The sequence below is a fragment of the Alkaliflexus imshenetskii DSM 15055 genome (genome assembly GCF_000517065.1).
GTDB lineage: Bacteria > Bacteroidota > Bacteroidia > Bacteroidales > Marinilabiliaceae > Alkaliflexus > Alkaliflexus imshenetskii.
Window position 1 is genome coordinate 1,494,444 of the sequence record NZ_KI912105.1, and the last position, 25,427, is coordinate 1,519,870.

Here is a 25,427-nt window from a genome sequence, read left to right on the forward strand (position 1 = left end):
ACCAATTTAACTTTATCATACCATCATACATAAATCAAACTGTTATACTTGAAATTAGATTTAAATCTATACTTTTTACATCACATTACACACTTAAATTCATCTCTTTTATAAACAAAATTCATTGGTTCTGCATTTGCAAAAATTGATACGGTGTGGTTACAATGTGAGCTTTTGGATGCATTATTGACTAAAGCATAAAACCTTAGACAACAATGACACGATGTTACTGTTTGGGATTGTGATTAGGCATCCTCAAAAAACTTGCTAATTAATCACGCTATCTTGCATTTAAATATTCATAAAAAGACGTTAAACAGAATCTGTAAGATTCCTTTAGATTTGCGACAAATGACGGAAGCAAAATATAATTATCTTATCTTTATATCAAACCTATTACAACATCAGTTATGATTCAAGAATCAACCGTTGGGATAATTCCAGCCAGATACGCATCAACGCGCTTCCCCGGAAAGCCGCTTGTAGATATTGGCGGTAAATCGATGATACAGAGAGTTTATGAACAGGCATCAATCGCACTTAAATGGGTCTATGTGGCCACCGATGACGAGCGCATTTTTAAGGCCGTTGTTCAGTTTGGAGGAAAAGCGGTGATGACCTCGCCCGACCACCAAAGCGGAACCGATCGCTGTACTGAGGCACTTGACCAAATTGAGAAGTTGGAAAACCGCACCTTTGATGTGGTGATTAATGTGCAGGGAGATGAACCGTTTATAGAGCCAGAACTCCTCACCACCCTAGCAGGCTGTTTTCATAGTTCGGTTACCGAAATAGCCACACTTGTGAAGCCGCTTCGCAATAAGGCAGACCTTTTTGACTCCAACAAACCTAAAGTAATTTTCAACCCCAATTACGAGGCCATCTATTTTTCAAGATCCCCGATTCCTTACCTTCGTCAGTTTCCGAAAGAAGAGTGGGCCGATAACCACAACTATTATCTGCACATTGGATTATATGGCTATCGCAGCGATATTCTGAGGGAAATCACTAATCTAAAACCGTCAACGCTTGAAATTGCAGAGTCATTGGAACAGCTTCGATGGCTCGAAAACGGATATAACATCAGTGTCAGGTCAGTTGATCACGATTCCATTGGCATCGACACTCCGGAAGACCTGGAACGCGTGATTCATAGTGGATTGCCGCAGTAAACTTAAACATCCTGACCTATGAGACTTATCGATTACGACTCATGGCTTGCGCCGTTTGCGCTTCAACTGGAAAAGCGACGTGCCAATTTTGAAGCGAAAACAGATGATATTGAAAACCGCTGGGGGTCACTTCTCAAATTTGCATCTACCCACAAGTTTTTTGGGCTCCACCGCCAGATCAACGGCTGGATTTTTCGTGAATGGGCTCCAAATGCCACAGAGGTGTATCTCGTTGGAGCTTTTTCAGACTGGAAGCCTCTGGCGAAATATCGTTTGCAGCGTCAAGAAAAGGGTGTTTGGCAAATCGAAATATCGGAAGCAGAACTAAAACATGGCGACCATTACAAGCTTTGGGTTGTATGGCCCGGTGGTGCCGGTATGCGTATTCCTTCGCACTCAACGCGCACCATACAAGATCCAAAAACATTTCTTTTTAGTGCACAGGTTTGGGATAATGAACCCTTTATATGGACTGACCAAAACTTTAAAGTGGCTGACGGGCCACCGGTTATTTATGAGGCACATACCGGCATGGCCCAGGAAGAGGAGAAGGTAGGTACCTATCGTGAATTTACGGATAAAATACTTCCGCGCATTGCCGAAGCCGGCTACAACATGATTCAGATGATGGCCATTCAGGAGCATCCCTACTATGGAAGCTTTGGTTACCACGTATCAAATTTCTTTTCAGCCTCAAGTCGTTTCGGCACTCCGGAAGACCTAAAAACGCTGGTCAATACAGCTCATAATATGGGAATCAGCGTTATTATGGACATTGTGCACTCCCACTCCGTGAAAAATGAAGAGGAAGGGCTTAGCCGTTTCGATGGCAGTTACAATCTCTATTTTCATGATGGTGACAGGGGTAGTCATCCGGCATGGGATTCAAGATGTTTTGACTATGGCAAGGAAGAGGTGCAAAGATTTCTATTGTCGAACTGCCGTTATTGGCTGGAAGAGTATCACTTTGACGGATTCCGTTTTGATGGTGTAACAAGTATGCTATACCATCACCACGGGCTCGAAAAAGCTTTCACTTCCTATCACGATTACTTTGATGGCCAACTGGATGATGATGCGGTTCTATATCTTACGCTGGCCAATAAGCTTATTCATGAAATTCACCCCCGTGCTGTTTCAATAGCTGAGGAGATGAGCGGACTCCCTGGCATTACTGCCAAACCCGAAGAAGACGGACTTGGATTTGACTACCGATTATCGATGGGAGTACCCGATTTTTGGATAAAAACAATCAAGGAAAAATCGGACGAAACCTGGAATGTAGGACAAATATTTCATGAACTAACACAGCATCGACCTGAGGAGAGAGTGATATCTTATGCCGAATCGCACGACCAGGCATTGGTGGGTGATAAAACCATCCTATTCAGACTGGCAGACCGGGAGATGTATGATTTCATGTCGAAGGATCGCCCAAATCTTATCATCGACCGTGCCTTAGCACTGCATAAAATAATACGCCTTATTACCTTAAGCACGGCCTATGGTGGTTATCTCAATTTCATGGGTAATGAATTTGGTCATCCGGAGTGGATAGATTTTCCGAGACAAGGCAACAATTGGTCGTATAAATACGCCCGGAGACAATGGAGCCTCTTTGACAATGAACTGTTGAAGTTCAGGTGGCTTGGACTTTTCGACAGGGAGATGATATCCATGGAGAAAGAATACCAATTACTATCAACGCCGGAAATATATCTTAAGCTGGCCAATGAGGTAGATCAGGTTCTTGCTTTTGAACGGGCCAACCTTCTATTTGTTTTTAACTTTAATCCGGACAAATCGTTTACCGATTACGGCATTCCGGTGCACCCCGGAAAATTCAGAACAATTCTCTCAACAGACAGTCCTGATTTTGGTGGTTTTAACCGGGTAGATGAATCGGTTATCCATTACTCTCAAGCCATTCCGCATAGCCGGGACACTCATCAGATAAAGCTTTACGTTCCGGCACGCACGGCAATTGTACTTAAGCGTCAGGCCATCAAAAGCGTTTTTGAGGCATAAAAAAAACTGCAAAGTGCCGGGAAGATAAAAAACCTTGCACTTTGCAGTTATACACAACAATGTTCTAACTCTTACATTAAATCCACCTTACAAGACCAAAGTCCTGTTTGTGAGGCAACAAATCATTTTTGGGATACATGCGTACGCCAAACTTGAACACCCCTGGCAAATTCAATTTATAATCAAGCTCATAACTAACAACAGAGCCTTCTTTTTTAACCTCCCGGAACGGTTCAATGTGGATGATTTTCGGGAACTCATCGTCGGTAGGTTCAGCAATTACTATCTCCAGCCCGATGTCAACACCAGCCAGACGTCGCAAATCCAACGTCACATTAAGTTTATAAAAATCGCCGATACCAAGTTCCTGTTTCCCTATATCCGGCATCACGCACGAAAGAACCTCTACATAGTCCCAGCCGGAATAAACCCTGCGTTTCCATGATGCAATTTCGCGAGCTATCCGGTAATCATTGGTGTTGAGTTGTTTCACGCGCTCAAACATGGGCTCATAAAATCGGGTTCCATAGTCATTTATCATTCTTCGCGTTGTGAACTCAGGGGCAATGCGAGCGACTGAATTTTTGATGTATTTAACCCAGCCTACAGGGATACCTTTTTCATTTTTACTAAAGAACCTTGGTATAATCTCATTCTCGAAAATACTGTAAATGGTAGTTGCATCAAGGTCGTCTTGAAATGCAGAGTTGTCAAAAGTCTGTCGATCGGTCAATGCCCATCCAGCCTCTTCCTTGTAGCCTTCATACCACCAGCCATCGAGCACACTGAAGTTAAGCACACCGTTCATTTCGGCCTTTTCTCCGCTTGTACCAGAGGCTTCCAATGGTCTCGTTGGAGTGTTAAGCCACACATCTACACCACTTATCAGACGTTTGGCCAAATCCATATCATAGTTTTCCAGGAAGATAATTTTTCCGGTAAATTCAGGTCTTCGAGATATCTCAACGATATGCTTTATCAACCCTTGTCCGGCACCATCAGCCGGGTGAGCCTTTCCTGCGAAAATGAACTGTACGGGACGTTCCGGATTGTTCACAATTCGGGCGAGTCTGTCCAAATCATTAAACAAAAGGTGCGCCCGCTTGTAGGTAGCAAATCGTCTGGCAAAACCAATGGTCAGCGCATCTTCACGAATGGTGTCAAGCACATCCACAATATGCGACGGGTCTTCGTGCCGCTCTACCATCCCTGTGCCCATTCGCCAGCGAATGTATTCGATAAGTTTTTTCCTAAGAGCTTTTCGTGCTTCCCAAATTCGTTCATCGGGCACATCGTAAATTTTCTCCCATTTGGATTTATCAGATACATCCTCCAAAAATCCATCTCCAAACTCTGTCTCATACAACTTCCTGAACTCCTTGGCTGTCCATGTTCCGTAGTGCACTCCATTGGTAACATAACCTATGTGCAATTCTTCGGGGAAAAAGCCCCTCCAAAGGCTACAGAACATTTTCTTAGTAACTTCACCATGTAGCCAGCTCACCCCATTCACTTCCTGAGATGTTTTTGCAGCGAGTACGCTCATTGAAAATTTCTCATCATTTTCCTCGCGTCCGAGCATCATGAAATCTTCCCAGGTAATGTTAAGCTTTTCGGGTATATGACGCATATAAACCCGAAACATATCCTCGTCAAACTTATCATGACCCGCAGGTACCGGGGTGTGGGTTGTAAATAAAGATGAAGCGCGCACCAGCTCCATAGCTTCGTTGAATGAAAACTTCTGTTCCACCAAATCAACCAGACGCTCAACGTTGATTAAGGCAGCGTGACCCTCATTGCAGTGATACAGATCGATTTTAGCTCCAAGACTTTCCAACAACCTGATACCGCCAAACCCAAGAAGAATCTCCTGCTTCAAGCGGTTCTCCCAGTTGCCACCATAAAGCATGTGAGTTATTTCGCGATCGTGATATCCATTAAGAGGCACATCGGTATCCATCAGGTATAGTGAGATACGTCCAACCTGAGCCTTCCATACTGCAGCAGTAACCTCCCTGCCTGGAAAATCAATTTTAACCATGAGGTGGGCACCGTGCTTATCACGTACTTCCTCCAGCGGTAAATTGGAGAACTCCTGCATATCGTATTTGGCAGTCTGTTCACCATTCATTGTTAGCGCCTGCCTAAAATAGCCATATCGGTACAACAAGCCTATTGCAGTGATATTTACACCTTTATCGCTGGCTTCTTTCAGGTAATCGCCTGCCAAAACGCCCAATCCGCCACTGTAAATTTTCAGCACATCATTGAGACCATATTCCATGCTAAAGTAGGCAATTGATGGCCCCTCGATCATTGGACGGCTCATATACGTTTTAAACGCATTGTACACAGCATCATACCTCGAAACAAAATCACCATCACCGGCTAAAAAAGTTAATCGGTCAAATGACACTTTTTCAAGCAGTTGCACAGGATTCTTTCGAACATCCTCCCATATATCTTCATCAATAGACTCGAAGAGTTCAGATGCCTGATAGTTCCATGTCCACCATAAATTGCGGGTTAACTCATGCAGTCCCATTAGCCGTTCTGGCAGTTTGGATTTTACGATGAGCTTTTTCCATGAAGGAGCGGCAGCCTTTTCGGGCATAATGCGCACCCTCGTCTCCTTTTGCACGAGGCTAAATTGCTCGCGACGACCATTAACCTCTTTCAAAGCAATATCATAAGCTTTATAATAATTCTTAATAAGATTGTCCCATTGCAGGGTGGATGCCAAGCTAAACGACTTCTCCTTCACCCGCTTCTGTTGACCTGCATCGGCACGTGAATAGTCGCCAATGATGCGTGCAATCTCTTTTACGGCATGGGCATAGTTGCCATCGTTACGTTCGATCACCTCAACGCCATCAAAAACAGAAGCAGAAAACTGTCGTGCCCATATACCAAAGCCGGCTAGGGATGTGGTTATGGTTGGTATGCCAAATGCCACACTTTCGAGTGGAGTATATCCCCATGGCTCATAGTAGGAAGGGAAAACTGTCAAATCCATTCCAATCAACAAATCGTAATACGGGATATTAAATATGCCGTCATCACCATTAAGGTAGCTTGGTACGAATATCAACTTCACCTTCTCATTGGCAGCATTGTTCAGGTGGATGTCCTGAATTTTATTGATAATCGGGTCATAGCCCAGATCATTCAGGCCGTGAGTGAGAAATGGGTTTGGTAAGGCGCCGTCGTATTTGGCTCCTTCCAGACGCTCTATCAAATCCTTTCGTGGTCCGTAAGTGTTGGCCGGAATCAACATAAAGAAAATGACTTCCCGCTTTTGATTAGAGTCTTCATTAAGTATCTTCAGTGCATCGAGCAGCACATCCGCTCCTTTATTTCGAAACTCGTACCTTCCACTGCTGGCCACCAGCATGCTTGTATCAGGCACTTCATAGCCCAAAACAGCCGATGCCACCTTCAGCAGTTTCTTGCGTCCGTTATTGCGTTTGGTGTCATAATCGGTATCAACAGGCACAAAGTCGTTCTCAAAACCATTTGGGGTAACCACATCAACGCCCCTTTTCAGAAAATTGGCACACTCGTTGGCGGTGATGTCCGAAACCGTGGTAAAACAATCCACATTGGCAGCCGTCATCTTTTCAAGCGAATGTTTGGCCACTACGCCCAAATCCTGGGCCTTCAGGTCGCTGTCATACCCCGCCATCTCGTCATAAACCGGGAAACCGTTGCCTGCCAATGAACGGCCTACTGTAGTGGCATGAGTAGTAAAAATAGTGCCCACCTGTGGCAGTTTGTCTTTAAGATAAAGCGCACCACTGCCAGTCATCCATTCATTAAAATGGGCAACAACCTTATCGGACATGGTGAGGTGAAACTTATAAAAACTCTCGATGACCACGCCCGCGGCATAGCCAAACAAGGCGGACTCCACGTAGTCCCAATGTCCGGAAATACTGTCCACATTGAACTTCTCCCACAGATAGGAGAGTATTTCATTTTTTTGAGATACGTAAGGCGTAAAATCAATCAGAAACACGAGTGGACTGCCATGAACGTTCCAACGTCCAACTTTTACACGAATACCTTCGTAAGCCAGCGACGCCTGCCAGTCGGCATACGGTTTATCATCCGGAATAAATTCCGGGTTTTTGTGTGGGCCACGCCACACATCAGGCCCGATAAATATCAGTTTGTCCTGAAATTGTTGTGTCAGGGTATATGCTTTAGAAGCAAGAACCGTATGAATCCCCCCCATTTTATTACACACTTCCCAGCTCGCCTCAAACAAGTAGTCAGGCTTCAAATAACTGTCAACCATATTTTCACAAATTATATTCGTCAATAAATAACAATCGGGAAACTTCTTATGTTTCAATGTTTATTGTGCAAAAAACCAATGAGATTGAATCTCATTGTGCCCCGCTACGCTTTAGAACTTTTGGCGACTGCCGTTTTTTTGGCAGGTACCCGACGCTTGCGAAGTTTTTTAATTTCATCTTCCATCTTTTTAATTCGGGCATTTTTCTCCTCAAGCAGTACGGTAAGGTTTGCCAACTCTTTATCCAAATTGCTTTCAGGAACAGAGGCATTCAGGCGGATGGAAAAATCGCTCAATACATTCATGTAGTTTATAAATGCCTCATAAGGTGTTTCATAGGGATTGAAATACGCGTGTACATCGCCATCTGAGAAAAACTTGGTACACATATAATAAAAGTGGTCACTACATTGCAGAAAATCCCAATCCTTCAGAATTTTCGAATCGCTACACTGTTTTATTTTAGGAAGCAGACTATACAGCTTGTTAAAGGCCTCCTGCTGCATTTCATTACCCAACCAAGCCGTTAGGTCGCGCTCCTCATCGGCCCAAGAGATAGGATGCGGCACACTTACCGGAGCTACTGGCTGCAACTTGGTTGCCACTTCGGATGGTGTGGAGAAAGAAAGTCCATGGTGCTTCAACACTTCAACAGGTATACTTTCTAGGAAATCAAAAATGCCGGTACTTTTATCCTGATGCTCACCAAATGTTTCATAGTCCATGAAAAGGTTCACCACCTCCTCCCGTTGATCCAATTTCACTATCCAGTTCACAAATTTGGTTGCAGTAAGCGGCCATTCGCACCACTGCCTGTTGCCAAAGCGGAAGGCGATGTCATCGCTAAGTTTGTAATTTTTCAGCAGCACTTTCAACCGTGGGTTGATGGCATTACAATAGAGAAAGTTGGGACTTTTCCACCCGAGTATGTGTTTGGCTCCTTCGGTAAGCATGGCCTTAAACCCCATATTGGCAATCATCTCACCCATTTGGTCGGAGTAGATTAGCTCCGTGTTTCTAAAAACAGAGGGCCTCACACCAAAATGAGACTCCACAAGCGACGCATGTGCCTCAACCTGTGAACGGAAAGCCTCCTCATCTTTCAGGGAAACCAATGAATGCGAATAGGTTTCTGATAAAAACTCTACATGGCCTGTATCAGCCAAAGCCTTAAAACTCTCGAGTACTTCGGGTGCATAAAGTTTGAACTGTTCAATTGCCAGTCCTGAAATAGAGAATGACACTTTGAATTTCCCTTTGTGCGCCTTAAGCATTTTAAGCAGCAACTTGTTAGCCGGGAGGTAGCATTTTGATGCAACCTTGTTCATGATGCTTTCATTGGTATAATCATCATAATAATAATGATCATTTCCTATGTCGAAAAAACGATATCTGCGAAACCTGAAGGGTTGATGTACCTGAAAATAGAAACAGATGGTTTTCATATTTTATGTTTTTGAAAGGGTCAATAATATGATGTAAAATAGTTAAAGCTATTTGATAAAATCATCGTTTGATATTAGCAGGAACACCGTGAAATAGCCATATCATAGACTTTCTTCACATGCAAAGCCGAATTTTCCCACTTCAGGGAATCAACCTCTTTTTTTCCATGGCTCACAAACATTTCAGACATTCCGGGGTAGTTTAATGCGCCATAAATGGCATCGGCCATGGCATCCACATCCCAGAAATTTGTTTTAATGGCATAGGTAAGAATCTCAGCCACACCCGATTGATGCGATATTAATACCGGCACGTTGCTTTGCATGGCTTCGAGAGGGCTAATGCCAAACGGCTCAGAAACAGATGGCATCACATACAAATCGCTCATGGCAAGCATCTCGAACACGTCTTCGCCTCTCAGAAATCCGGTAAAATGAAACTTATCAGATATTTTTAACTGAGCTGCGCGCCGTATCATCTTCTCCATCATATCTCCACTACCGGCCATCACAAATCGCACATTGTCCATTTTGCGCAACACCCTATGAGCGGCCTCAATAAAATATTCAGGGCCTTTTTGCATTGTAATACGTCCCAAAAAGGTTACAATTTTCTCATTCACACCTTTTTTAAACTGTTTGCTTCGGATGGTCTCAACTGGCTCTACTGCGTTGTAAACTGTCACTACTTTATCGGCACTTATGCCATACTTTTCGATTACGATTTTGCGTGTGAGGTTACTAACGGTAATCACCATATCTGCCGCATCCATTCCTTTTTTCTCTATTTCGTACACAGCAGGGTTTACACTGCCACCACTTCTATCGAAATCGGTAGCATGTACGTGAACTACCAGTGGTTTGCCGGTAGCTTCTTTAGCAGCAATGCCGGCAGGATATGCCAGCCAGTCATGTGCATGAATCAGGTCAAAAGCATAATCCTGAGCAATCACATTGGCTACCAGCGCGTAATCTCTGATTTCGCGCATCAGGCTGGCTCCATATTTACCTGAAAATTCCACTTTACCTTCCGAGTTTATATTGAGAGCCTCAATTTGCTTCGCTTTCTCTACTCTGGTCTGCTTCCAAAACTCCTCAGGATCCATATATGGAATTAACCTTGAGCCTACTTCGATATAGTCGAGAGATTGATTTGAATACTTCAGCTCCAGCTGGCGATGCCTCACTGGTATCTGATTGGCACCCACCAGTCGCATGCCCGACTGGTCTTCGTCACCATAAGCCTTGGGTACAACGAACAGAACCTGAAGGCCGGGTATTTGCGATAATCCTCTGGTAAGGCCATAGCAGGCCGTTCCCAACCCTCCTGAAATATGGGGTGGAAACTCCCACCCAAACATAAGTACCCTCATATGCTAGTTGTATTTATCAATTAATTTAATAATGCGAATCACAGCAGCCACGTTCCAGGCCATACTCACGGCACCTTTGCCAAGATGCGGCGGGTTTCCGTTGAAACACTCAGAAATGGTGCTTAAACAATGGTCACCCATCTCTTCTTCGAAGCCTTCGAGCATTTTTTTCACAAACTGAATGCCGCCACGCTTATGAATGTTGAGATAACCTTCGGCAAAAAAAGCAGCCAGCCAAGGGAACACTGAGCCTTGATGCAGTGCTATATCCCTTTGGCTCTGATTTCCTTCCAGCACCCCTTTGTATTGGGGCGATGAGGGTGAGAGCGTCCGTAGCCCCACAGATGTGAGCAACTCTTTTTTAACTACGTCCAGAACCATTTTCTGCTGCTCCACATCGAGTGGTGAATAGCGTAATGAGGCAGCCAGCACTTGATTTGGACGGATGGAGTCGTCGCGAAAATCACCATCGACATAATCATATAAGTATCCCCCTCGAGTATTCCAGAATAGTGATAAAAATGACGCTTTAACTTTCTCAAGCAACCCTATTGCATCGTCGGCCTCCTTGTGCTTCTTCTTTTTACCACACAAATCGGCATAATAGGCAAGTGCGTTATACCAAAGTGCGTTCACCTCCACTGTAAAACCCGGGCGCCAGTTAACTGGCTGTCCATCTACCATGGCATCCATCCAAGTAAGAGGAACACCTTCCTGACGGGCATAAATCAGCCCTGAATCATCGAGGCGAATCACTCCATTACTCAAACGCATGATATATTGAATAATCTCAACCATAACCTTTCCGTATCTGGAACAGACATCCAAATCGGGGTATATTTTCTCAATTTCCTGAACGGTATGAAAAAACCACAATGGCACATCCACATCTTTGATACCTGAGCGCAGGTCGCTATCAGTCCTGGCAATATACAAGCGACGAATGTCCTCAATGGCCTGATCCAAAATCTGCATATAGGTTTCCTTATCTTCCTGATAAGCCATTAGACCCGGCAAAGATACCAGCGTATCGCGCAACCGCTCATTATACCAGTGATAACCAGCCACCAGCTTAACTCCGTCGCCTCTGCGCTGAATAAACTGTTGGGCAGAGTTTAAAAGATTGTTCAGCAAGGTATCACGAGGAATACGCTTATTGCTTTCACGCGTAAACTTCGCCTTTAATCCATTAGGTTTAACTTCAGAGGTAGAAGCAGAAAAGATAATTGTATCGCCTTTTTTAATATCAAGCTCAAAGTATCCGGGAACAAAAAGATCTTCGGCATAAGGATACCCCCGTTGCTGTTCTTTTATATATTCAATTCCGCGGTACCAGTCTGGCACAGCAATAAACTCATTCTCATTACTCACTTGAAGATGCAAGTGTGGAAACCCTTCATACATCTGAATTTTAATGCCTTTGTCAACTGTTTCGTATCTGGTGTTTGCCACCATATTCTGGTGAGTTAACTCATGTATGCTGCGAAAAGCAAGAAAAGGCTTAAAGCGTATTTTGGTAGGCGAGTGCGCTTCCTCAAGGGTCACCTTTATTAAAAGTTGCTCCTCGGTTTCAACAAGCATCTGTTCAGATGAGAGCACCATGCCACCAACCCGGTACACCCGTCGGGGGCTTACATCCATCTCAAAGTCAGTCAAATACTTATGCCCTTTAGGCTCATAATGACTTCCCTGGTATTTATGTATCCCCAAATTGAAGACTTGCTGATGCTGTACCAGAGAAATGTCGAGTGAAGAAAGAAGCACAAACCGTCCCCCATTAAAGTGGTCGATGGGACAAACCAGGGCACCGTGATACTTCCGCGTATTGCAACCAATGATTGTAGTACTGGAATAAGAACCGGCTCTGTTGGTCCGAAGCACTTCCCTATAGAGAGCGTATTCCAGGTTCACAAGTTTGGATTTGTCAAGGTTTAGATAAGTCATAATTTCTATGTTGAAAAATAATGATGTTTGCGATAAATAAAAACAATTCATTGCCAAGCGGGATTTGGCAATGATATATGTTCATCAGACATCGAACAAAATAAGCATTAGGAATCCTTCTGTTTTACTACAATATTAATTGCTTTTAGATGCTTTTAAATTAGTGATTTCTAATCTCAAACACAAGTGAAAAACAACTAAATAATGTGAATCATAAAAAACATAACATTAACACACATCTGAAAAAGCCGGATGGCAGAACAAACTACGGGTAGCGCAAACGGTGTAAAACTGAAAAAGCGATTAGACCTTCTGGCCATATAGAGGCATTAAAAATCACTTAGTGCCTCTTGAAAAAAGACACTATCCTGCTCAAGAAGTGCAGAGGGATAGCGTTGAGCCAATGACTGCGTCAACTCCAGCATTTGTTGGAGAAACAATTTGTGAGCAGGCAAATTATGTCCGGAGGGACGATGATTACGGGCACGAATGATTTTATCCACTTCACGACAAAACAGCCTGGCCTGTTCAGAAAAATGGCTCTCAGTGAACCTGCGCCAGATGTATTCCACAGCCTGACTGTTGGGCTGGAGCATTTCAGGGTCGTAAAAACGATAGTCGCGCAGTTCATCGAGCACAATTTCGTATGCCGGAAAGTACCATACCTTTTCAAACAATGTCGCCAGTTTATGAATTGCCAGTAGCAGCGTAGCCTTGCTCACCTGATTACCATGCGCGCCATCGCGCCAATGGCGCACAGGACTCACGGTAAACACTACATTCAACATTGGATTAAAAACCCTGAGTTGTACCATCAACTCCTTCCACTCATCCACTATCTCATCCACATTTAACAGATAGCGGTTAAACAAACTATCGGGAAACTTATGACAATTGGCAACCACTTTATCGCCCTCACGCAGCGCATAAACATTGGCAGTACCAAAAGTAACAAACAAAAAACCGGCACTTTTCAGGAATTTATGTGCGTAATCGGTGGCTTTATTGATTGAGCTAACCACACACTCAGGATCGGGATTACTGAAGCTGCCATGATGATTAAAACTATGCCACAAGCCGTTTAAATTAACCAGTTCAGACTCCTTTACTGTCCGGATATTCATAATGCCTTGAAAAGCCATGGATATTGACATAGGATTGTAAAGCACGCCGTAGGGGTTAATAAGGGCAGGAAATCGGTTGCCGGCCAAATACTGCCCAATGTTACTTGCAAAGCAAGAACCCATAAACATCACCCCCGAGTCGACCTCAATAAGGCTTTCGGCTTTTTCAACCTTTACGATGGTTCTAAATAGCTCTTTGTCCATGGTTTAGGTTTAGATTATCGGGGGAGTTTGGATCTGATGAAATCAAGTATATCCTGAAACACCTCATCGGCTACAGGCTCATTGTGCAACTCATGCAGCGCTCCACCATAGAGCTTCATCTTAAATAGTTCCGGATTGTTTTGATAGAATGCTTCAGTAGCCTCTGGCTTCGTAATTTGATCCTTATCACCATGCAACAGGAACAATGGAATGCGCACCGGAACACGAAAAGAGGTTACTTCAGAAGCGCTTTTATCAATCTCATTAAACATTCGAAGGGTGATTTTTCCATGCATAAGCGGATCGTTGTCAGCCTCCTCCACACGTTTTGGAAGACTCGACATTTGATTTGATTTTAACCCGGTTGATAGCGATATATCTGAGAAAACCCCATCCATCCATAAGCCAATCTTACGCAAAAAAGGACGTGGCGGCTTAACCAACTCGAGCCATGGCGAAGTAATAATGGCACCAGCAAAATCCTGTCGGCGCCGCATCAAAAAGCTAAGTGCAAGATTTCCACCCATACTATGGCCGTAGATGAATCCGGGGATATCACCAAAATTTCGCTTACACCGGCGAACAAGCGCGCCAATATCGTCGAGCAGTTCGCCAATGTGACCGGCATGACCACGTTGACCTTCGGACTCTCCATGTCCTCGATAATCAAGGGCATAAACCATAATTCCCTGTCTGCAAAAACGGCGCGCCCATGCATCATACCTTCCGGAATGCTCTCCAATCCCATGTATGAGACAAATAGTAGCCAACGGCGACGTATCGGGCTTCCAGAAACGTCCCCTTAGTATGGTCCCATCGGTTGAGACCAAATTAAACTGTTGATGATTTACCCCCATTTTTCTCAAATAAAAATATTTGAACTGCGGCTTACACAAATCTAAATAATTTAACTCAATGATGATGCGGTATGGGTATATAATTACGTGTAATCACACGAGAATTTACAGCCATATCACAAGCTCATAAAATCATTAAACAACCAAACATTGCTCCAACGTTTGTCATTTAACCCGTCACAAAAACGATTCTCTGAAAAATTATTGTCTATGAGGATTTTACGAACATCAAATTCCGCATCAAACCGGAATATTTTGCTCTTTTAATTGGCGAGCCCCTAAAGAGTATCGAAAAATAGTCGGGAGTGAGTTGCTGCCATTTCTCAGAATCCATATCCAACAGTGCTTTTGAAGGCATAAAATCAGGCTCCGAGGTGCTTTTAGCCTTTCTGTTCCATGGGCAAACCTCCTGACAGATATCGCAACCAAACACCCATCCAGCCATCATACCTTTAAATTCGCTGGGAATTTCACCTTTGTTCTCGATGGTGAGATAAGAAATACAACGGTTAGCGTCAACCTGCCGTCCTTCAATTATTGCATGTGTGGGACAAGAATCCACACAACGGGTACATCCGCCACAGCCATCATTTTGAGTTTGCTGGTTGTAGGGTAATTCCAAATTGATGATTAGTTCAGCGATGAAGACATAGGAACCCATCTTACGGTGTATCAGCAAGCTGTTTTTACCAATCCAGCCCAAGCCGGCATTTGCGGCAATCGATCTTTCAAGTACCGGTGCTGAATCCACAAAGCCTCGTCCGATTAGCCCGGGCTCAATATTGGCGCGAATAAAATCAAACAGATTTGTGAGTTTGGTGCGAATTAAATCATGATAATCCTTACCATAGGCATAACGAGAAATTTTTGGTTCATTTCGCGACAGCTTATCATCTGCCGGGTAGTAGTTCTTGAGTAAAGTAACAACTGAACATGCCCCCTCCACCAGAAGTGCAGGATTGAGTCGCTTCTCAAAATGATTGGCCATATACCCCATTCCGGCGTTGTGACCGTTGTCGAGCCATTTTTTTAGTCGCTCCCTATCCTCTACCAGCTCCTGTGCCGGAGAAAAACCCACATCATCAAAGCCCAACCTCAACGCCTCTTCGTGGATTAAACGCCCATATTGTTCTTTAATGAGGTGCATGGCCGGGTGAATGTCAAGATAAAAAGACTACAACAAGCCTAACTCCAGAAGCGCTTCGTCTGAAAGCATGTCGCGGCTCCAGGGCGGGTCAAAAGTCATGTTGACTTCGGCCTCAGTAACTCCAGGCACACCGGCTACCACATCGCGCACCTCCTCAGGCAGAGATTCAGCCACGGGGCAGTTGGGCGAAGTAAGCGTCATCACCACGCGAACTTTTCCTCCCTCCTCCACATTGACTTCGTAAATCAAGCCCAAATCGTATATATTGACCGGAATCTCAGGATCATAAACTGTTTTAAGTGCGTTTACAATCTCCATCTCCATACTCAGAAATTCGTTGCTCATATTATTGTTATTTGACCGATTATTAGAATGATGCTACCTACAATGGTATCACATAAAACCCCAATTGGCAAAAGTTGTTTACTTCGTTATGAAACTTCAGTTTTCCCCACATGAGCTCTAAAGAATCAATGCCAACAAAATATGATATGCCTGGTGTACCGGTTAATTTTTCTCCATCTTAGTTTTGTATGCCAGAGCATACATCCGCATCTGTTTTATCATGGCTACCAAACCGTTGGAGCGTGTGGGTGAGAGATGTTCTTTAAGGCCGATTTTATCAACAAAGAAAAGATCCGCATTCAGTATTTCATCGGGAGGTCGGTTATCCAACACACGAATAAGTAGGGCAACTATTCCCTTCACAATAATGGCATCGCTGTCAGCCATAAAACGAATATTTCCTTCTTCTAACCACGCGTGTAGCCATACTTTACTTTGGCATCCTTCAATCAGGTTTTGATCAACACGGTGTGCTTCTTCAAAATCAACAAGTTCGTTACCAAGTTCAATCAGCAGCGAATAGCGATCCATCCAATCGGTAAGCATGGAAAACTCTTCCACTATTTCGTCCTGTAGTTCCTTAATGGTCATTTGTCTAAAAATTATTTACTGGCTGAGAATTGCTCCATCTCCTCCACACTGTTAAAAGATTGGCAAATTTCACCATTTTTCGACCTTTAACCAAACAGTTGACGTACTTTAACAAGTCCGGCTACCAAAGCATCAACTTCATGAGTGGTGTTATACATTCCGAACGAAGCTCTGATGGTGCCTGGAATTCCAAACCGCTTCATGAGCGGCTGCGCGCAATGATGCCCGGTACGCACGGCGATACCCATCTTGTCGAGCAATGTCCCAGCATCAAAGGGGTGTATCCCATCCAGTAAAAAGGAGATGAGACTTGTACGTTGGGGGGCAGTACCATAAAATGTGATTTTCCCGAGGTCAGACAATCGTGAGAAAGCGTAATTAAAAAGCTCCTGCTCATAGTTTGCGATATGCTTAAGCCCTATATCCGAGACATAATCGATAGCAGCTCCCAGACCAATTGCGCCAACAAAATCGGGTGTGCCGGCTTCGAATTTATATGGGAGTTCATTAAACGTAGTTTTTTCGAACGATACGTTTTGAATCATTTCTCCCCCACCTTGCCAGGGCGGCATGGCGCTGAGCCACTTTTCTTTCCCATAAAGCACACCGATACCGGTAGGCCCATAGAGTTTATGCCCCGAAAAAGCATAGAAATCGCAGTCGAGCGCCTGTACATCCACAGGTGTGTGCTGAATGGCCTGTGCGCCATCAATCAAAACCGGAATATCTCTTTCATGCGATGCTTTTATTATCTCCTGAATGGGGTTGATTGTGCCAAGCACATTACTGATATGTGCCACAGCCACCAGACGTGTTTTCTCGCTCAACAAACCATAAAATGCATCCATATTGAGGGTGCCATCATCCATTACAGGAATAACTTTAAGCACAATGCCTTTGCGGCTTTGTAAGAGTTGCCAAGGGACAATGTTGGAATGGTGTTCCAGACCGGAAACAACAACCTCATCGCCCTCTTGTATAAAGGCTTCGCCAAAGGCATTTGCCACCAGATTGATTGATTCGGTTGTGCCTCTGGTAAATATTACCTCGTGCAATGAGCCGGCATTAATAAAGGCACGCACCTTTTCACGTGCAGCTTCAAAAGCCTCTGTGCATATATTACTCAGCGTATGAACTCCTCGATGGATATTGCTGTTGTAGTCGGCATAAACTTCGTCCATTGCCCTAACAACAGGCTCCGGCGTATGGGTGGTTGCCCCATTGTCAAAATAAACCAAAGGCCGCCCGTTAACGGAGCGGCTCAATATTGGAAAATCACCTCGTATTTTATCTATCGGATAGTTCATCAAAGAATCACTTACACAGATGCATTCAAAATCTTATCATTTAGTTGTCCACAAACAATGCATGAATCGCACTTATCCAACTCACCTCTAAACCGTTTTTCAACCAACAGCCTTATCTGCTCCTTGAGGCCGGGCAGTTGAATCTTCTCAATCACCTCATAGGCAAACGCATACATCAACAGAATGGTTGCCTCCTCTTTACCGATTCCACGTGCCCTTAGATAGAACAGCGCTTTTTCGTCGAGCTGACCCACAGTAGCGCCGTGGCTGCATTTCACATCATCGGCATAGATTTCGAGCTGAGGACGGGTGTTCATCCTGGCATTGTCGGTGAGCAAAAGGTTGTTGTTGCTCTGGTAGGCATTGGTACGCTGTGCATCGGGCCTTACCATGATACGGCCGGTAAAAGCTCCTGTACTTCCGTCGTCCATAACCCCCTTAAACAGTTCATTACTTTCGCAATCTGGCATGGCATGGTCGATGAATGAGAAGTTATCCACATGCATGTTTTTATCGGTTAAATAAAGACCTGAAATGTGGTTCTCGGCATGAACTCCACCCAGACGGGCAAAAATATTGTTGCGGGTAACGCCTGTATTCAAAGTAAAATAATTGGCACTTAACACCGATTTGGTTTCCTGATTGAAATAATAACCACCTACCTGTACCACACCATTGTGTTGGTTTTGGATGTTATAAAAATCAAGATTTCCGGAAGCATCCACAAAACCCTCGGTAACTGAATTCACCAGAAAGCGGCTGTTTGACAAAGTATGATCACAGAACAGCACTCTGGCCTGAGCATTCTCTTCAATTACAATGAAGTTACGCTGGTTTACCATTCTGTCGGTATCGCCGGTGAGAATATTCACCACCTGAATGGGTTTTTCTACCACCATATTTTTGGGGACATAAACAAAAATGCCATCACAGGCCAACAGCGTGTTAAGAGCCACCACACCATCGGCGTCGGCAGGAGCCAGCTTACCATAGAACTTATGCATCAGCTCAGGATGCTTAACAGACAGCTCAGCAAAGCTGCCAATAACCACACCTTCGGGCAATCTGGTATATGAACTCCCCTCGTAGTATCTTCCGTTAACAGCAAATACAGTATATGATTCAAGCGCATCCACATCGCAGGTGAACACCTCATCAATATTTCCGGAAAAACCGCTTTCTGTAGGCGTAAAACGGTATGTAGCCTTGAACCAAGCCTGAAGGTTGGTATATTTATAGGCCTCCACTTTACTTGAAGGGATGCCCAGCCTTGCAAACGCTTCGGTCGCCACTTCTCTGGCCGCATTCACAACAGGCGATGCTCCCTGTTCAATCAGATGCCTGTTTTCATCAAACAAGGCAATCATGGATGTATCATTTGTTTTTATCATACCCTAATCCTCAAACTCTTTTTTAATCCAATCATACCCTTTTTCCTCCAGCTCCTGAGCCAGCTCCTTACCTGCAGATTTCACAATACGACCCTTGTAAAGAACGTGCACGTAATCGGGTACAATATAATCGAGCAAGCGCTGGTAGTGCGTTATAACAATGGTGGCATTGTCGCTGCGTCGCAACTTATTCACACCGTTTGCAACCACTCTAAGTGCATCAATGTCGAGGCCTGAATCTGTTTCATCCAAAATAGAGAGTGTGGGGTCGAGCATGGCCATCTGAAAAATCTCATTTTTCTTTTTCTCTCCACCAGAAAAGCCTTCGTTTACCGAGCGGTTGGTCAAATCTGAATCTATCTCCACCAGATTTTTCTTGTCGCGCATCAGTTTGAGAAAATCACTCGCTGAAAGCACCTCCTGTCCCCTGTGTTTACGCTGCTCATTAAGGGCTGTACGCATAAAATTTGTCATGCTCACCCCGGGGATTTCAACTGGATACTGAAAGCTGAGAAACAATCCTTCTCTGGCTCTATCCTCGGGCGACATCTCCAGCAAATCTTTTCCATTGAACTCAACCATGCCTTCGCTCACCTCAAAAGCCTCATTACCGGTAAGCACAGCAGCCAAGGTACTCTTTCCGGAACCGTTGGGTCCCATGATGGCATGAATTTCACCCGGTTTTACATCCAGTGAAATTCCGCGAAGAATTTCCTTGCCATCGATCATCGCATGTAAATCTTTTATCTTAAGCATTGCCTTTATGTTTTTATCCCTGATGCCCGGTTTAGCGGGCAATTGTGTATTATTAATTAAACTTTAAAAATGGGTGTTGACATCAATCGTATGGATGAAATTACCCCACGCTGCCTTCAAGACTAATCTGCAACAGCTTTTGAGCCTCCACTGCAAACTCCATCGGGAGCTGATTGATCACCTCTTTCACATAACCGTTTACAATAAGTGCCACTGCACTTTCTGTGTCAATGCCACGCTGGTTACAATAAAAAATCTGGTCTTCACCAATTTTTGAAGTGGTTGCCTCATGCTCAACTTTTGCCGTACTGTTGTTAATTTCCAAATAAGGGAACGTATGTGCACCACACTTATCGCCAAGCAACAGTGAATCGCATTGCGAGAAGTTGCGGGCATTGTCAGCCTTTTTTGACACTTTAACAAGTCCCCGGTAACTATTCTGACTCTTTCCGGCTGAAATACCTTTAGACACAATCAGGCTTCGTGTATTTTTACCCAGATGAATCATTTTTGTACCGGTATCGGCCTGCTGATAGTTATTGGTAAGCGCTACCGAATAGAATTCCCCTACTGTATGATCGCCCATGAGAATACAGCTTGGATACTTCCACGTTATTGCAGATCCGGTTTCGACCTGCGTCCACGATATTTTTGAATAATCACCTTTACAAATACCCCTCTTGGTGACAAAGTTGAAGATTCCACCTTTGCCATTCTTGTCGCCGGGATACCAGTTTTGGACTGTTGAGTATTTAACCTCAGCCCTGTCGAGGGTCACAATTTCAACCACTGCAGCGTGCAACTGATTTTCATCACGCATTGGAGCCGTACACCCCTCAAGGTAACTCACGTAACTGTCATCTTCCGCCACAATCAAGGTGCGCTCAAACTGCCCGGTGTTCATGGCATTTATACGGAAGTATGATGACAGTTCCATAGGACAGCGTACGCCTTTTGGTATAAACACAAAAGAGCCATCACTAAAAACTGCCGAATTAAGAGCGGCAAAAAAGTTGTCGCCCGGAGGCACCACCGAGCCCAAATATTTCTTCACCAAGTCGGGATATTCGAGTACGGCTTCAGACATGCTGCAGAAAATAATACCTTTTTCGGCCAGTGTTTCCCTAAACGTTGTTTTAACCGAAACACTATCTATAATGGCATCAACTGCTACGCCAGCAAGCACTTTCTGTTCGTCAAGCGGAATCCCTAGCTTCTCGAAAGTAGCTCTTAACTCAGGATCCACTTCATCAAGGCTGTTTAACTGAGGTTTTTTCTTAGGTGCCGCATAATAAATGATTTCCTGAAAATCGATTTCAGGAATCTTAAGATGTGCCCAGTCCGGCGATTCCATTTTGAGCCAGTTGCGATAGGCAGAAAGACGAAATTCGAGCATAAAGTCGGGTTCGTTCTTTCGTTGGGATATTTCGCGTATCACACCCTCATTCAATCCCTTGGGCAGCATATCCATCTCAATATCGGTATGAAAACCATACTGATACTCCCTATTGGTTACTTCTTCCAATAATTTATCCTGTTCTGTTGCCATAATTCAGTTCAAAAACAATGCATAATAGTCAAATCCTGTAAAAACAGGTACTACACGTTAAAATCTTTCTAATTAAACAAGCCAAAAATCAAAGGGTTCAACCCAAATCATATTACATTTCCTGTAAGCATATAGTTGTCGTCTATAACTCCATTCTACAATATAGACATAACTCATAACACATGACAGAAAAGTAATTCCAGCCTATTCATTGGCCAAATTTACAAAACTATTTAGATTAATTTAATTTAGTATGGCGTGTGTGATATTAAAAAAAAACGTCAAAAGTTAATTAAATCACTAATTATCACAACAAACCGACGAAATCATAAAACTTTGTAAAAAAGACAAAAACATCCGCATTTGAATCAATCCAAAGGGATAGGTAGTCTGGATTCCACACATACTAGAAGAAATTGTCATGCCGATGCATTATATTTACATTGCTGAAATTGAAGTTCAATGAACATGAGTAACCTGAAAGAGCGCATCTATCGCATCATATTTGAATCGGACACCAGACATGGTAAGTTATTTGACGTGGCATTGCTCATCCTCATCTCACTTAGCATCGTGATTGTGATGCTCGAGAGTGTTGAATCGATAGAACGCATAGCAGGAAAGCAGTTGGACGCAGCTGAATGGTTCATCACCGTTCTGTTCACCATCGAATATTTGCTGCGGATAATCAGCTCCCCAAAACCAACCAAATACATTTTCAGTTTTCTGGGAATAATCGACTTTTTGGCCATCATCCCAACTTATATTGCCTTTACCTTTCCGGATGCACAAACTTTTGTGGTGATTCGTGCCATCAGATTGCTCAGGGTATATCGCATTCTCAAGCTTTACCACTTTATTCGGGCCGGAAATCTGCTAATGTTGGCCATCCGTAGAAGCGCCAGAAAAGTTTCGATTTTTATGCTCTTCATTGCCATACTCGTGATAATGCTGGGAAGCATCATGTATATGATTGAAGGAGGTGAAAACGGGTTTTACAGCATTCCACTCAGTATTTACTGGGCCATTATTACCCTTACTACTGTTGGCTATGGCGATATTGTTCCCCTAACCAGTCTGGGAAAATTTGTGGCATCGTTTATCATGTTACTTGGATATAGCTTTATAGCCATCCCAACGGGTATCGTATCCGTAGAGATGTCAAGAACCTTCAACGAAGCTACCGATGAGAACAAAAAGTGTGATAAATGTGGTGAGAGTCACCACGCACCTGAAGCAAGTTTTTGCAGAATATGTGGCGCAAAACTTAAGGACAACTCCGCAGAATAATGCCATCGAAAATAGTAACGAACGCTATATCTTTGCAAACCATTCACCATTGGAAAACATCACTAAGACATCTCTGCTTTGAAAACCACCAATAAAAAGAAAATCATCAACGACCCGGTTTATGGATTTATATCGGTTCCGGAGGATTTACTATACGACATTATAGAGCATCCATATCTGCAACGTCTTAGGTGGATAAAACAACTGGGCATGACACCCCTGGTTTATCCGGGAGCCACACACACGCGTTTTCAACACACCATTGGATGTATGCATTTGATGAGTGCTGCTGTGGAAACCCTGCGCCAAAAAGGTCATGAGATAACCGACGATGAATCGGTGGCCGTACACGCAGCCATTCTGATGCACGATTTGGGTCACGGGCCGTTCTCACATGTGCTGGAATCTACACTTGTGCAGGGTGTGAACCACGAAGAGATTTCACTGCTCTTTATGGAACAACTAAACAGACAACTCGATGGTGCACTGGCCACTGCCATTAAAATCTTTACCAACAAATACCCGAAAAAATTCCTGCACCAACTGGTTTCAAGCCAATTGGATATGGACAGACTGGACTATCTCAACCGCGACAGCTTTTATACCGGTGTTTCGGAAGGCGTCATAAGTTCTGATCGCATCATTAAAATGCTTAACGTGCACAACGACCAACTGGTGGTTGAAGCCAAAGGCATCTACTCCATCGAAAAATTTTTGATTGCGCGGCGATTGATGTATTGGCAGGTATATCTTCACAAAACGGCTCTGGTATCGGAGAAAATGCTCATCAATACGTTTCGCAGAGCACGCCATCTCATTTCTGTGGGTCAAACACCGGAAACACCAAGGCATCTCAATTATTTTCTGCAAAACCAGCCCACACTTAATGAGTTTAGAAACAACCCTGAAGTGCTTGCCAATTTTGCCCTGCTCGACGACAATGACATCATGAGCGCCCTTAAAACGTGGGTCTTTCATCCTGACAAAGTGCTCTCAACACTGGCATCGGGATTGTTGAACCGGAATCTTCTATCCATCGAAATTCAGGAAAACGCTTTTGACCAGAATCAGATAGATAACCTGATTGAACGCACAAAGAACAAATTCAAACTTGATAACGATGAGGAAGCTGCCTACTTTGTTTTTACCGGAAGCATCTCAAACAACACTTACAACATACTGGACGACAGGATAAACATCCTTTATCGCGACAACACCATTCGCGACATAGCTGAGGCATCTGACATGCTGGACTTGTCGGTACTGGGGAAAACCATAAAAAAAGAGATTCTTTGCTACCCTAAAGAGATAAGAATGAGTTAGCTCTTTTCGACCAGACTTTTATTACGAAAGATATTTTAGTAGTTTTGCAGCAAAATTTAATAGAATGGAGTTTACTGCAGAACAAATAGCCGCATTGATTAAGGGTGAAGTAGAAGGTAACCCGAAAGCCATTGTGCGCGACGTTTCAAAAATAGAAGAAGGGCGGCCTGAAACGCTTACGTTTCTTGCCAACCCAAAATACAACCATTACATATACAACACACAAGCCTCCGTTGTAATTGTAAACAAAACCTTTGTGGCAGAACAACCCATAGAGGCAACCCTTATCCGGGTAGATGACGCTTACCGTGCGTTGGCTCTGCTCCTTCAGATGTATCAGGCATCTCAGCCTAAAAAAACAGGCATTGAACAACCTTCGTATATTGATGGTTCGGCCGTGTTGGGTGACTTTGTTTACATTGGCGCTTTTAGCTACATAGGTGAAAAAACAAAAATTGGTAACAGTGTCCAGATTTATCCCCAGGTTTACATAGGTGATGGCGTAGAAATTGGTGACAATAGCATTGTATATCCCGGAGCCAAAATTTACAAAGGATGTAAAATTGGAAGTAACTGTGTGATTCACTCCGGAGCTGTGGTTGGTTCCGATGGCTTTGGCTTTGCGCCGGGTCCGGATGGACAGTTTGAAAAAATACCCCAGGTTGGTATTGTGATTTTAGAAGATAACGTAGAAATTGGTGCCAACACCACGCTCGACAGAGCTACAATGGGCGCAACCGTCATACGAAAAGGCACCAAACTTGACAACCTGATTCAAATAGCCCACAACGTTGAAATAGGAGAAAACAGTGTGTTGGCTGCTCAAACAGGCATAGCCGGAAGTACAAAAATTGGCAAAAATGTGATGTTCGGAGGTCAGGTGGGCATTGCAGGGCACCTTAAAATAGCCGATGGTGTTAAACTTGCCGCTCAAACCGGCGTTGGTGGCAACCTTAAAAAAGAAAACGGCGTGTATATGGGCTCTCCTGCAATTGAGGCCATGCAATACAATAAAGCATACGTGATATTCAGAAACCTGCCAGATCTGAAATCCCGTATTGATAAACTTGAAAAACAATAAAACAAGGTAACTGTTTATTTTGAAACGAAGTTTTAAAGTTGTTACGTATGGATACAGCGATTAACTCAACAACACAGAGACAGTAGGCTCTGCGCTGTCATAAACCAACACAATCCTAACAAGCTTTAAATAATAACGATGATGGCAAAGCGTAAAAACTTCATACCGTTATCAATTTCATAACAGTTATTGGCTTA

Annotated in this window: 18 protein-coding genes; 5 read left to right on the forward strand and 13 right to left on the reverse strand. The window is 43.8% G+C overall.

Annotated features, from left to right (window positions below; translation table 11 throughout):
• Positions 1-410 precede the first annotated feature (410 nt).
• Both kdsB and ALKIM_RS0106095 read left to right on the forward strand, forming a co-directional pair.
• Positions 411-1,172 (forward strand): 3-deoxy-manno-octulosonate cytidylyltransferase, encoded by a 762-nt coding sequence (gene kdsB / locus ALKIM_RS0106090; RefSeq protein ID WP_026473865.1) that lies wholly within the window; start codon positions 411-413, stop codon positions 1,170-1,172.
• Positions 1,173-1,190: 18 nt separating this feature from the next.
• Positions 1,191-3,200: an alpha amylase C-terminal domain-containing protein gene (locus tag ALKIM_RS0106095; RefSeq protein WP_026473866.1), complete on the forward strand. Its 2,010-nt coding sequence runs from the start codon at positions 1,191-1,193 to the stop codon at positions 3,198-3,200.
• Positions 3,201-3,276: 76 nt separating this feature from the next.
• Here the strand turns inward: ALKIM_RS0106095 and glgP are convergent, their stop codons facing one another.
• The 13 genes from glgP to sufB form a co-directional block, all read right to left on the reverse strand.
• Entirely contained in the window at positions 3,277-7,503 is a 4,227-nt protein-coding gene (gene glgP, locus ALKIM_RS0106100) for an alpha-glucan family phosphorylase (RefSeq protein WP_026473867.1), read from the reverse strand.
• Between the two features lie 104 nt (positions 7,504-7,607).
• Entirely contained in the window at positions 7,608-8,948 is a 1,341-nt protein-coding gene (locus ALKIM_RS17780) for a glycoside hydrolase family 57 protein (protein WP_044117778.1), read from the reverse strand.
• A 74-nt stretch (positions 8,949-9,022) separates the two neighbouring features.
• Positions 9,023-10,321, reverse strand: a complete 1,299-nt coding sequence (locus tag ALKIM_RS0106110; RefSeq protein WP_026473868.1) for a glycosyltransferase family 4 protein — start codon at positions 10,319-10,321, stop codon at positions 9,023-9,025.
• 3 nt (positions 10,322-10,324) lie between these two features.
• Positions 10,325-12,265: an amylo-alpha-1,6-glucosidase gene (locus ALKIM_RS0106115; RefSeq protein ID WP_026473869.1), complete on the reverse strand. Its 1,941-nt coding sequence runs from the start codon at positions 12,263-12,265 to the stop codon at positions 10,325-10,327.
• 329 nt (positions 12,266-12,594) lie between these two features.
• Entirely contained in the window at positions 12,595-13,593 is a 999-nt protein-coding gene (locus ALKIM_RS0106120; RefSeq protein WP_026473870.1) for a GSCFA domain-containing protein, read from the reverse strand.
• 14 nt (positions 13,594-13,607) lie between these two features.
• Complete coding sequence (locus ALKIM_RS0106125; RefSeq protein ID WP_044117779.1) at positions 13,608-14,450, reverse strand: alpha/beta hydrolase; 843 nt, start codon at positions 14,448-14,450, stop codon at positions 13,608-13,610.
• A 208-nt stretch (positions 14,451-14,658) separates the two neighbouring features.
• Positions 14,659-15,597, reverse strand: coding sequence for a tRNA epoxyqueuosine(34) reductase QueG (queG, locus tag ALKIM_RS0106130; RefSeq protein ID WP_026473872.1), 939 nt, complete (start codon positions 15,595-15,597; stop codon positions 14,659-14,661).
• A gap of 27 nt (positions 15,598-15,624) precedes the next feature.
• Positions 15,625-15,942: an SUF system Fe-S cluster assembly protein gene (locus tag ALKIM_RS0106135; protein ID WP_026473873.1), complete on the reverse strand. Its 318-nt coding sequence runs from the start codon at positions 15,940-15,942 to the stop codon at positions 15,625-15,627.
• A 162-nt stretch (positions 15,943-16,104) separates the two neighbouring features.
• Positions 16,105-16,533 carry a SufE family protein gene (locus ALKIM_RS0106140; protein ID WP_026473874.1) on the reverse strand — a complete coding sequence of 143 codons (429 nt, stop codon included), beginning with the start codon at positions 16,531-16,533 and terminating at the stop codon, positions 16,105-16,107.
• An 86-nt stretch (positions 16,534-16,619) separates the two neighbouring features.
• On the reverse strand, positions 16,620-17,840 hold the full coding sequence (locus ALKIM_RS0106145; protein ID WP_026473875.1) for an aminotransferase class V-fold PLP-dependent enzyme: 1,221 nt from the start codon (positions 17,838-17,840) through the stop codon (positions 16,620-16,622).
• Between the two features lie 11 nt (positions 17,841-17,851).
• Positions 17,852-19,231: a Fe-S cluster assembly protein SufD gene (gene sufD / locus ALKIM_RS0106150; protein WP_026473876.1), complete on the reverse strand. Its 1,380-nt coding sequence runs from the start codon at positions 19,229-19,231 to the stop codon at positions 17,852-17,854.
• Between the two features lie 3 nt (positions 19,232-19,234).
• On the reverse strand, positions 19,235-19,987 hold the full coding sequence (gene sufC, locus ALKIM_RS0106155; RefSeq protein WP_026473877.1) for a Fe-S cluster assembly ATPase SufC: 753 nt from the start codon (positions 19,985-19,987) through the stop codon (positions 19,235-19,237).
• A 100-nt stretch (positions 19,988-20,087) separates the two neighbouring features.
• Positions 20,088-21,536: a Fe-S cluster assembly protein SufB gene (gene sufB, locus ALKIM_RS0106160; RefSeq protein WP_026473878.1), complete on the reverse strand. Its 1,449-nt coding sequence runs from the start codon at positions 21,534-21,536 to the stop codon at positions 20,088-20,090.
• Positions 21,537-21,998: 462 nt separating this feature from the next.
• Between sufB and ALKIM_RS0106165 the strand changes: the two genes are divergently transcribed.
• The 3 genes from ALKIM_RS0106165 (at position 21,999) to lpxD (ending at position 25,230) form a co-directional block, all read left to right on the forward strand.
• Complete coding sequence (locus ALKIM_RS0106165) at positions 21,999-22,826, forward strand: ion transporter (protein ID WP_026473879.1); 828 nt, start codon at positions 21,999-22,001, stop codon at positions 22,824-22,826.
• A gap of 78 nt (positions 22,827-22,904) precedes the next feature.
• A complete protein-coding gene (locus ALKIM_RS0106170; RefSeq protein WP_026473880.1) occupies positions 22,905-24,149 on the forward strand; it encodes an HD domain-containing protein in 1,245 nt (414 codons plus the stop codon).
• Between the two features lie 64 nt (positions 24,150-24,213).
• Positions 24,214-25,230: a UDP-3-O-(3-hydroxymyristoyl)glucosamine N-acyltransferase gene (gene lpxD, locus ALKIM_RS0106175; protein WP_026473881.1), complete on the forward strand. Its 1,017-nt coding sequence runs from the start codon at positions 24,214-24,216 to the stop codon at positions 25,228-25,230.
• The last annotated feature ends 197 nt before the right edge of the window (positions 25,231-25,427 follow it).

Excerpts from the sequence above, each read along its gene's own strand:
- ALKIM_RS0106115 (WP_026473869.1), bottom strand. The coding sequence starts at position 12,265 with ATGACTTATCTAAACCTTGACAAATCCAAACTTGTGAACCTGGAATAC.
- sufD (WP_026473876.1), bottom strand. The coding sequence starts at position 19,231 with ATGATAAAAACAAATGATACATCCATGATTGCCTTGTTTGATGAAAAC.
- ALKIM_RS0106135 (WP_026473873.1), bottom strand. The coding sequence starts at position 15,942 with ATGAGCAACGAATTTCTGAGTATGGAGATGGAGATTGTAAACGCACTT.
- ALKIM_RS17780 (WP_044117778.1), bottom strand. The coding sequence starts at position 8,948 with ATGAAAACCATCTGTTTCTATTTTCAGGTACATCAACCCTTCAGGTTT.
- ALKIM_RS0106110 (WP_026473868.1), bottom strand. The coding sequence starts at position 10,321 with ATGAGGGTACTTATGTTTGGGTGGGAGTTTCCACCCCATATTTCAGGA.
- ALKIM_RS0106140 (WP_026473874.1), bottom strand. The coding sequence starts at position 16,533 with ATGACCATTAAGGAACTACAGGACGAAATAGTGGAAGAGTTTTCCATG.
- sufB (WP_026473878.1), bottom strand. The coding sequence starts at position 21,536 with ATGGCAACAGAACAGGATAAATTATTGGAAGAAGTAACCAATAGGGAG.
- ALKIM_RS0106125 (WP_044117779.1), bottom strand. The coding sequence starts at position 14,450 with ATGGGGGTAAATCATCAACAGTTTAATTTGGTCTCAACCGATGGGACC.
- kdsB (WP_026473865.1), top strand. The coding sequence starts at position 411 with ATGATTCAAGAATCAACCGTTGGGATAATTCCAGCCAGATACGCATCA.
- ALKIM_RS0106095 (WP_026473866.1), top strand. The coding sequence starts at position 1,191 with ATGAGACTTATCGATTACGACTCATGGCTTGCGCCGTTTGCGCTTCAA.
- sufC (WP_026473877.1), bottom strand. The coding sequence starts at position 19,987 with ATGCTTAAGATAAAAGATTTACATGCGATGATCGATGGCAAGGAAATT.
- queG (WP_026473872.1), bottom strand. The coding sequence starts at position 15,597 with ATGCACCTCATTAAAGAACAATATGGGCGTTTAATCCACGAAGAGGCG.
- ALKIM_RS0106120 (WP_026473870.1), bottom strand. The coding sequence starts at position 13,593 with ATGGACAAAGAGCTATTTAGAACCATCGTAAAGGTTGAAAAAGCCGAA.
- ALKIM_RS0106145 (WP_026473875.1), bottom strand. The coding sequence starts at position 17,840 with ATGAACTATCCGATAGATAAAATACGAGGTGATTTTCCAATATTGAGC.
- lpxD (WP_026473881.1), top strand. The coding sequence starts at position 24,214 with ATGGAGTTTACTGCAGAACAAATAGCCGCATTGATTAAGGGTGAAGTA.
- ALKIM_RS0106165 (WP_026473879.1), top strand. The coding sequence starts at position 21,999 with ATGAACATGAGTAACCTGAAAGAGCGCATCTATCGCATCATATTTGAA.
- glgP (WP_026473867.1), bottom strand. The coding sequence starts at position 7,503 with ATGGTTGACAGTTATTTGAAGCCTGACTACTTGTTTGAGGCGAGCTGG.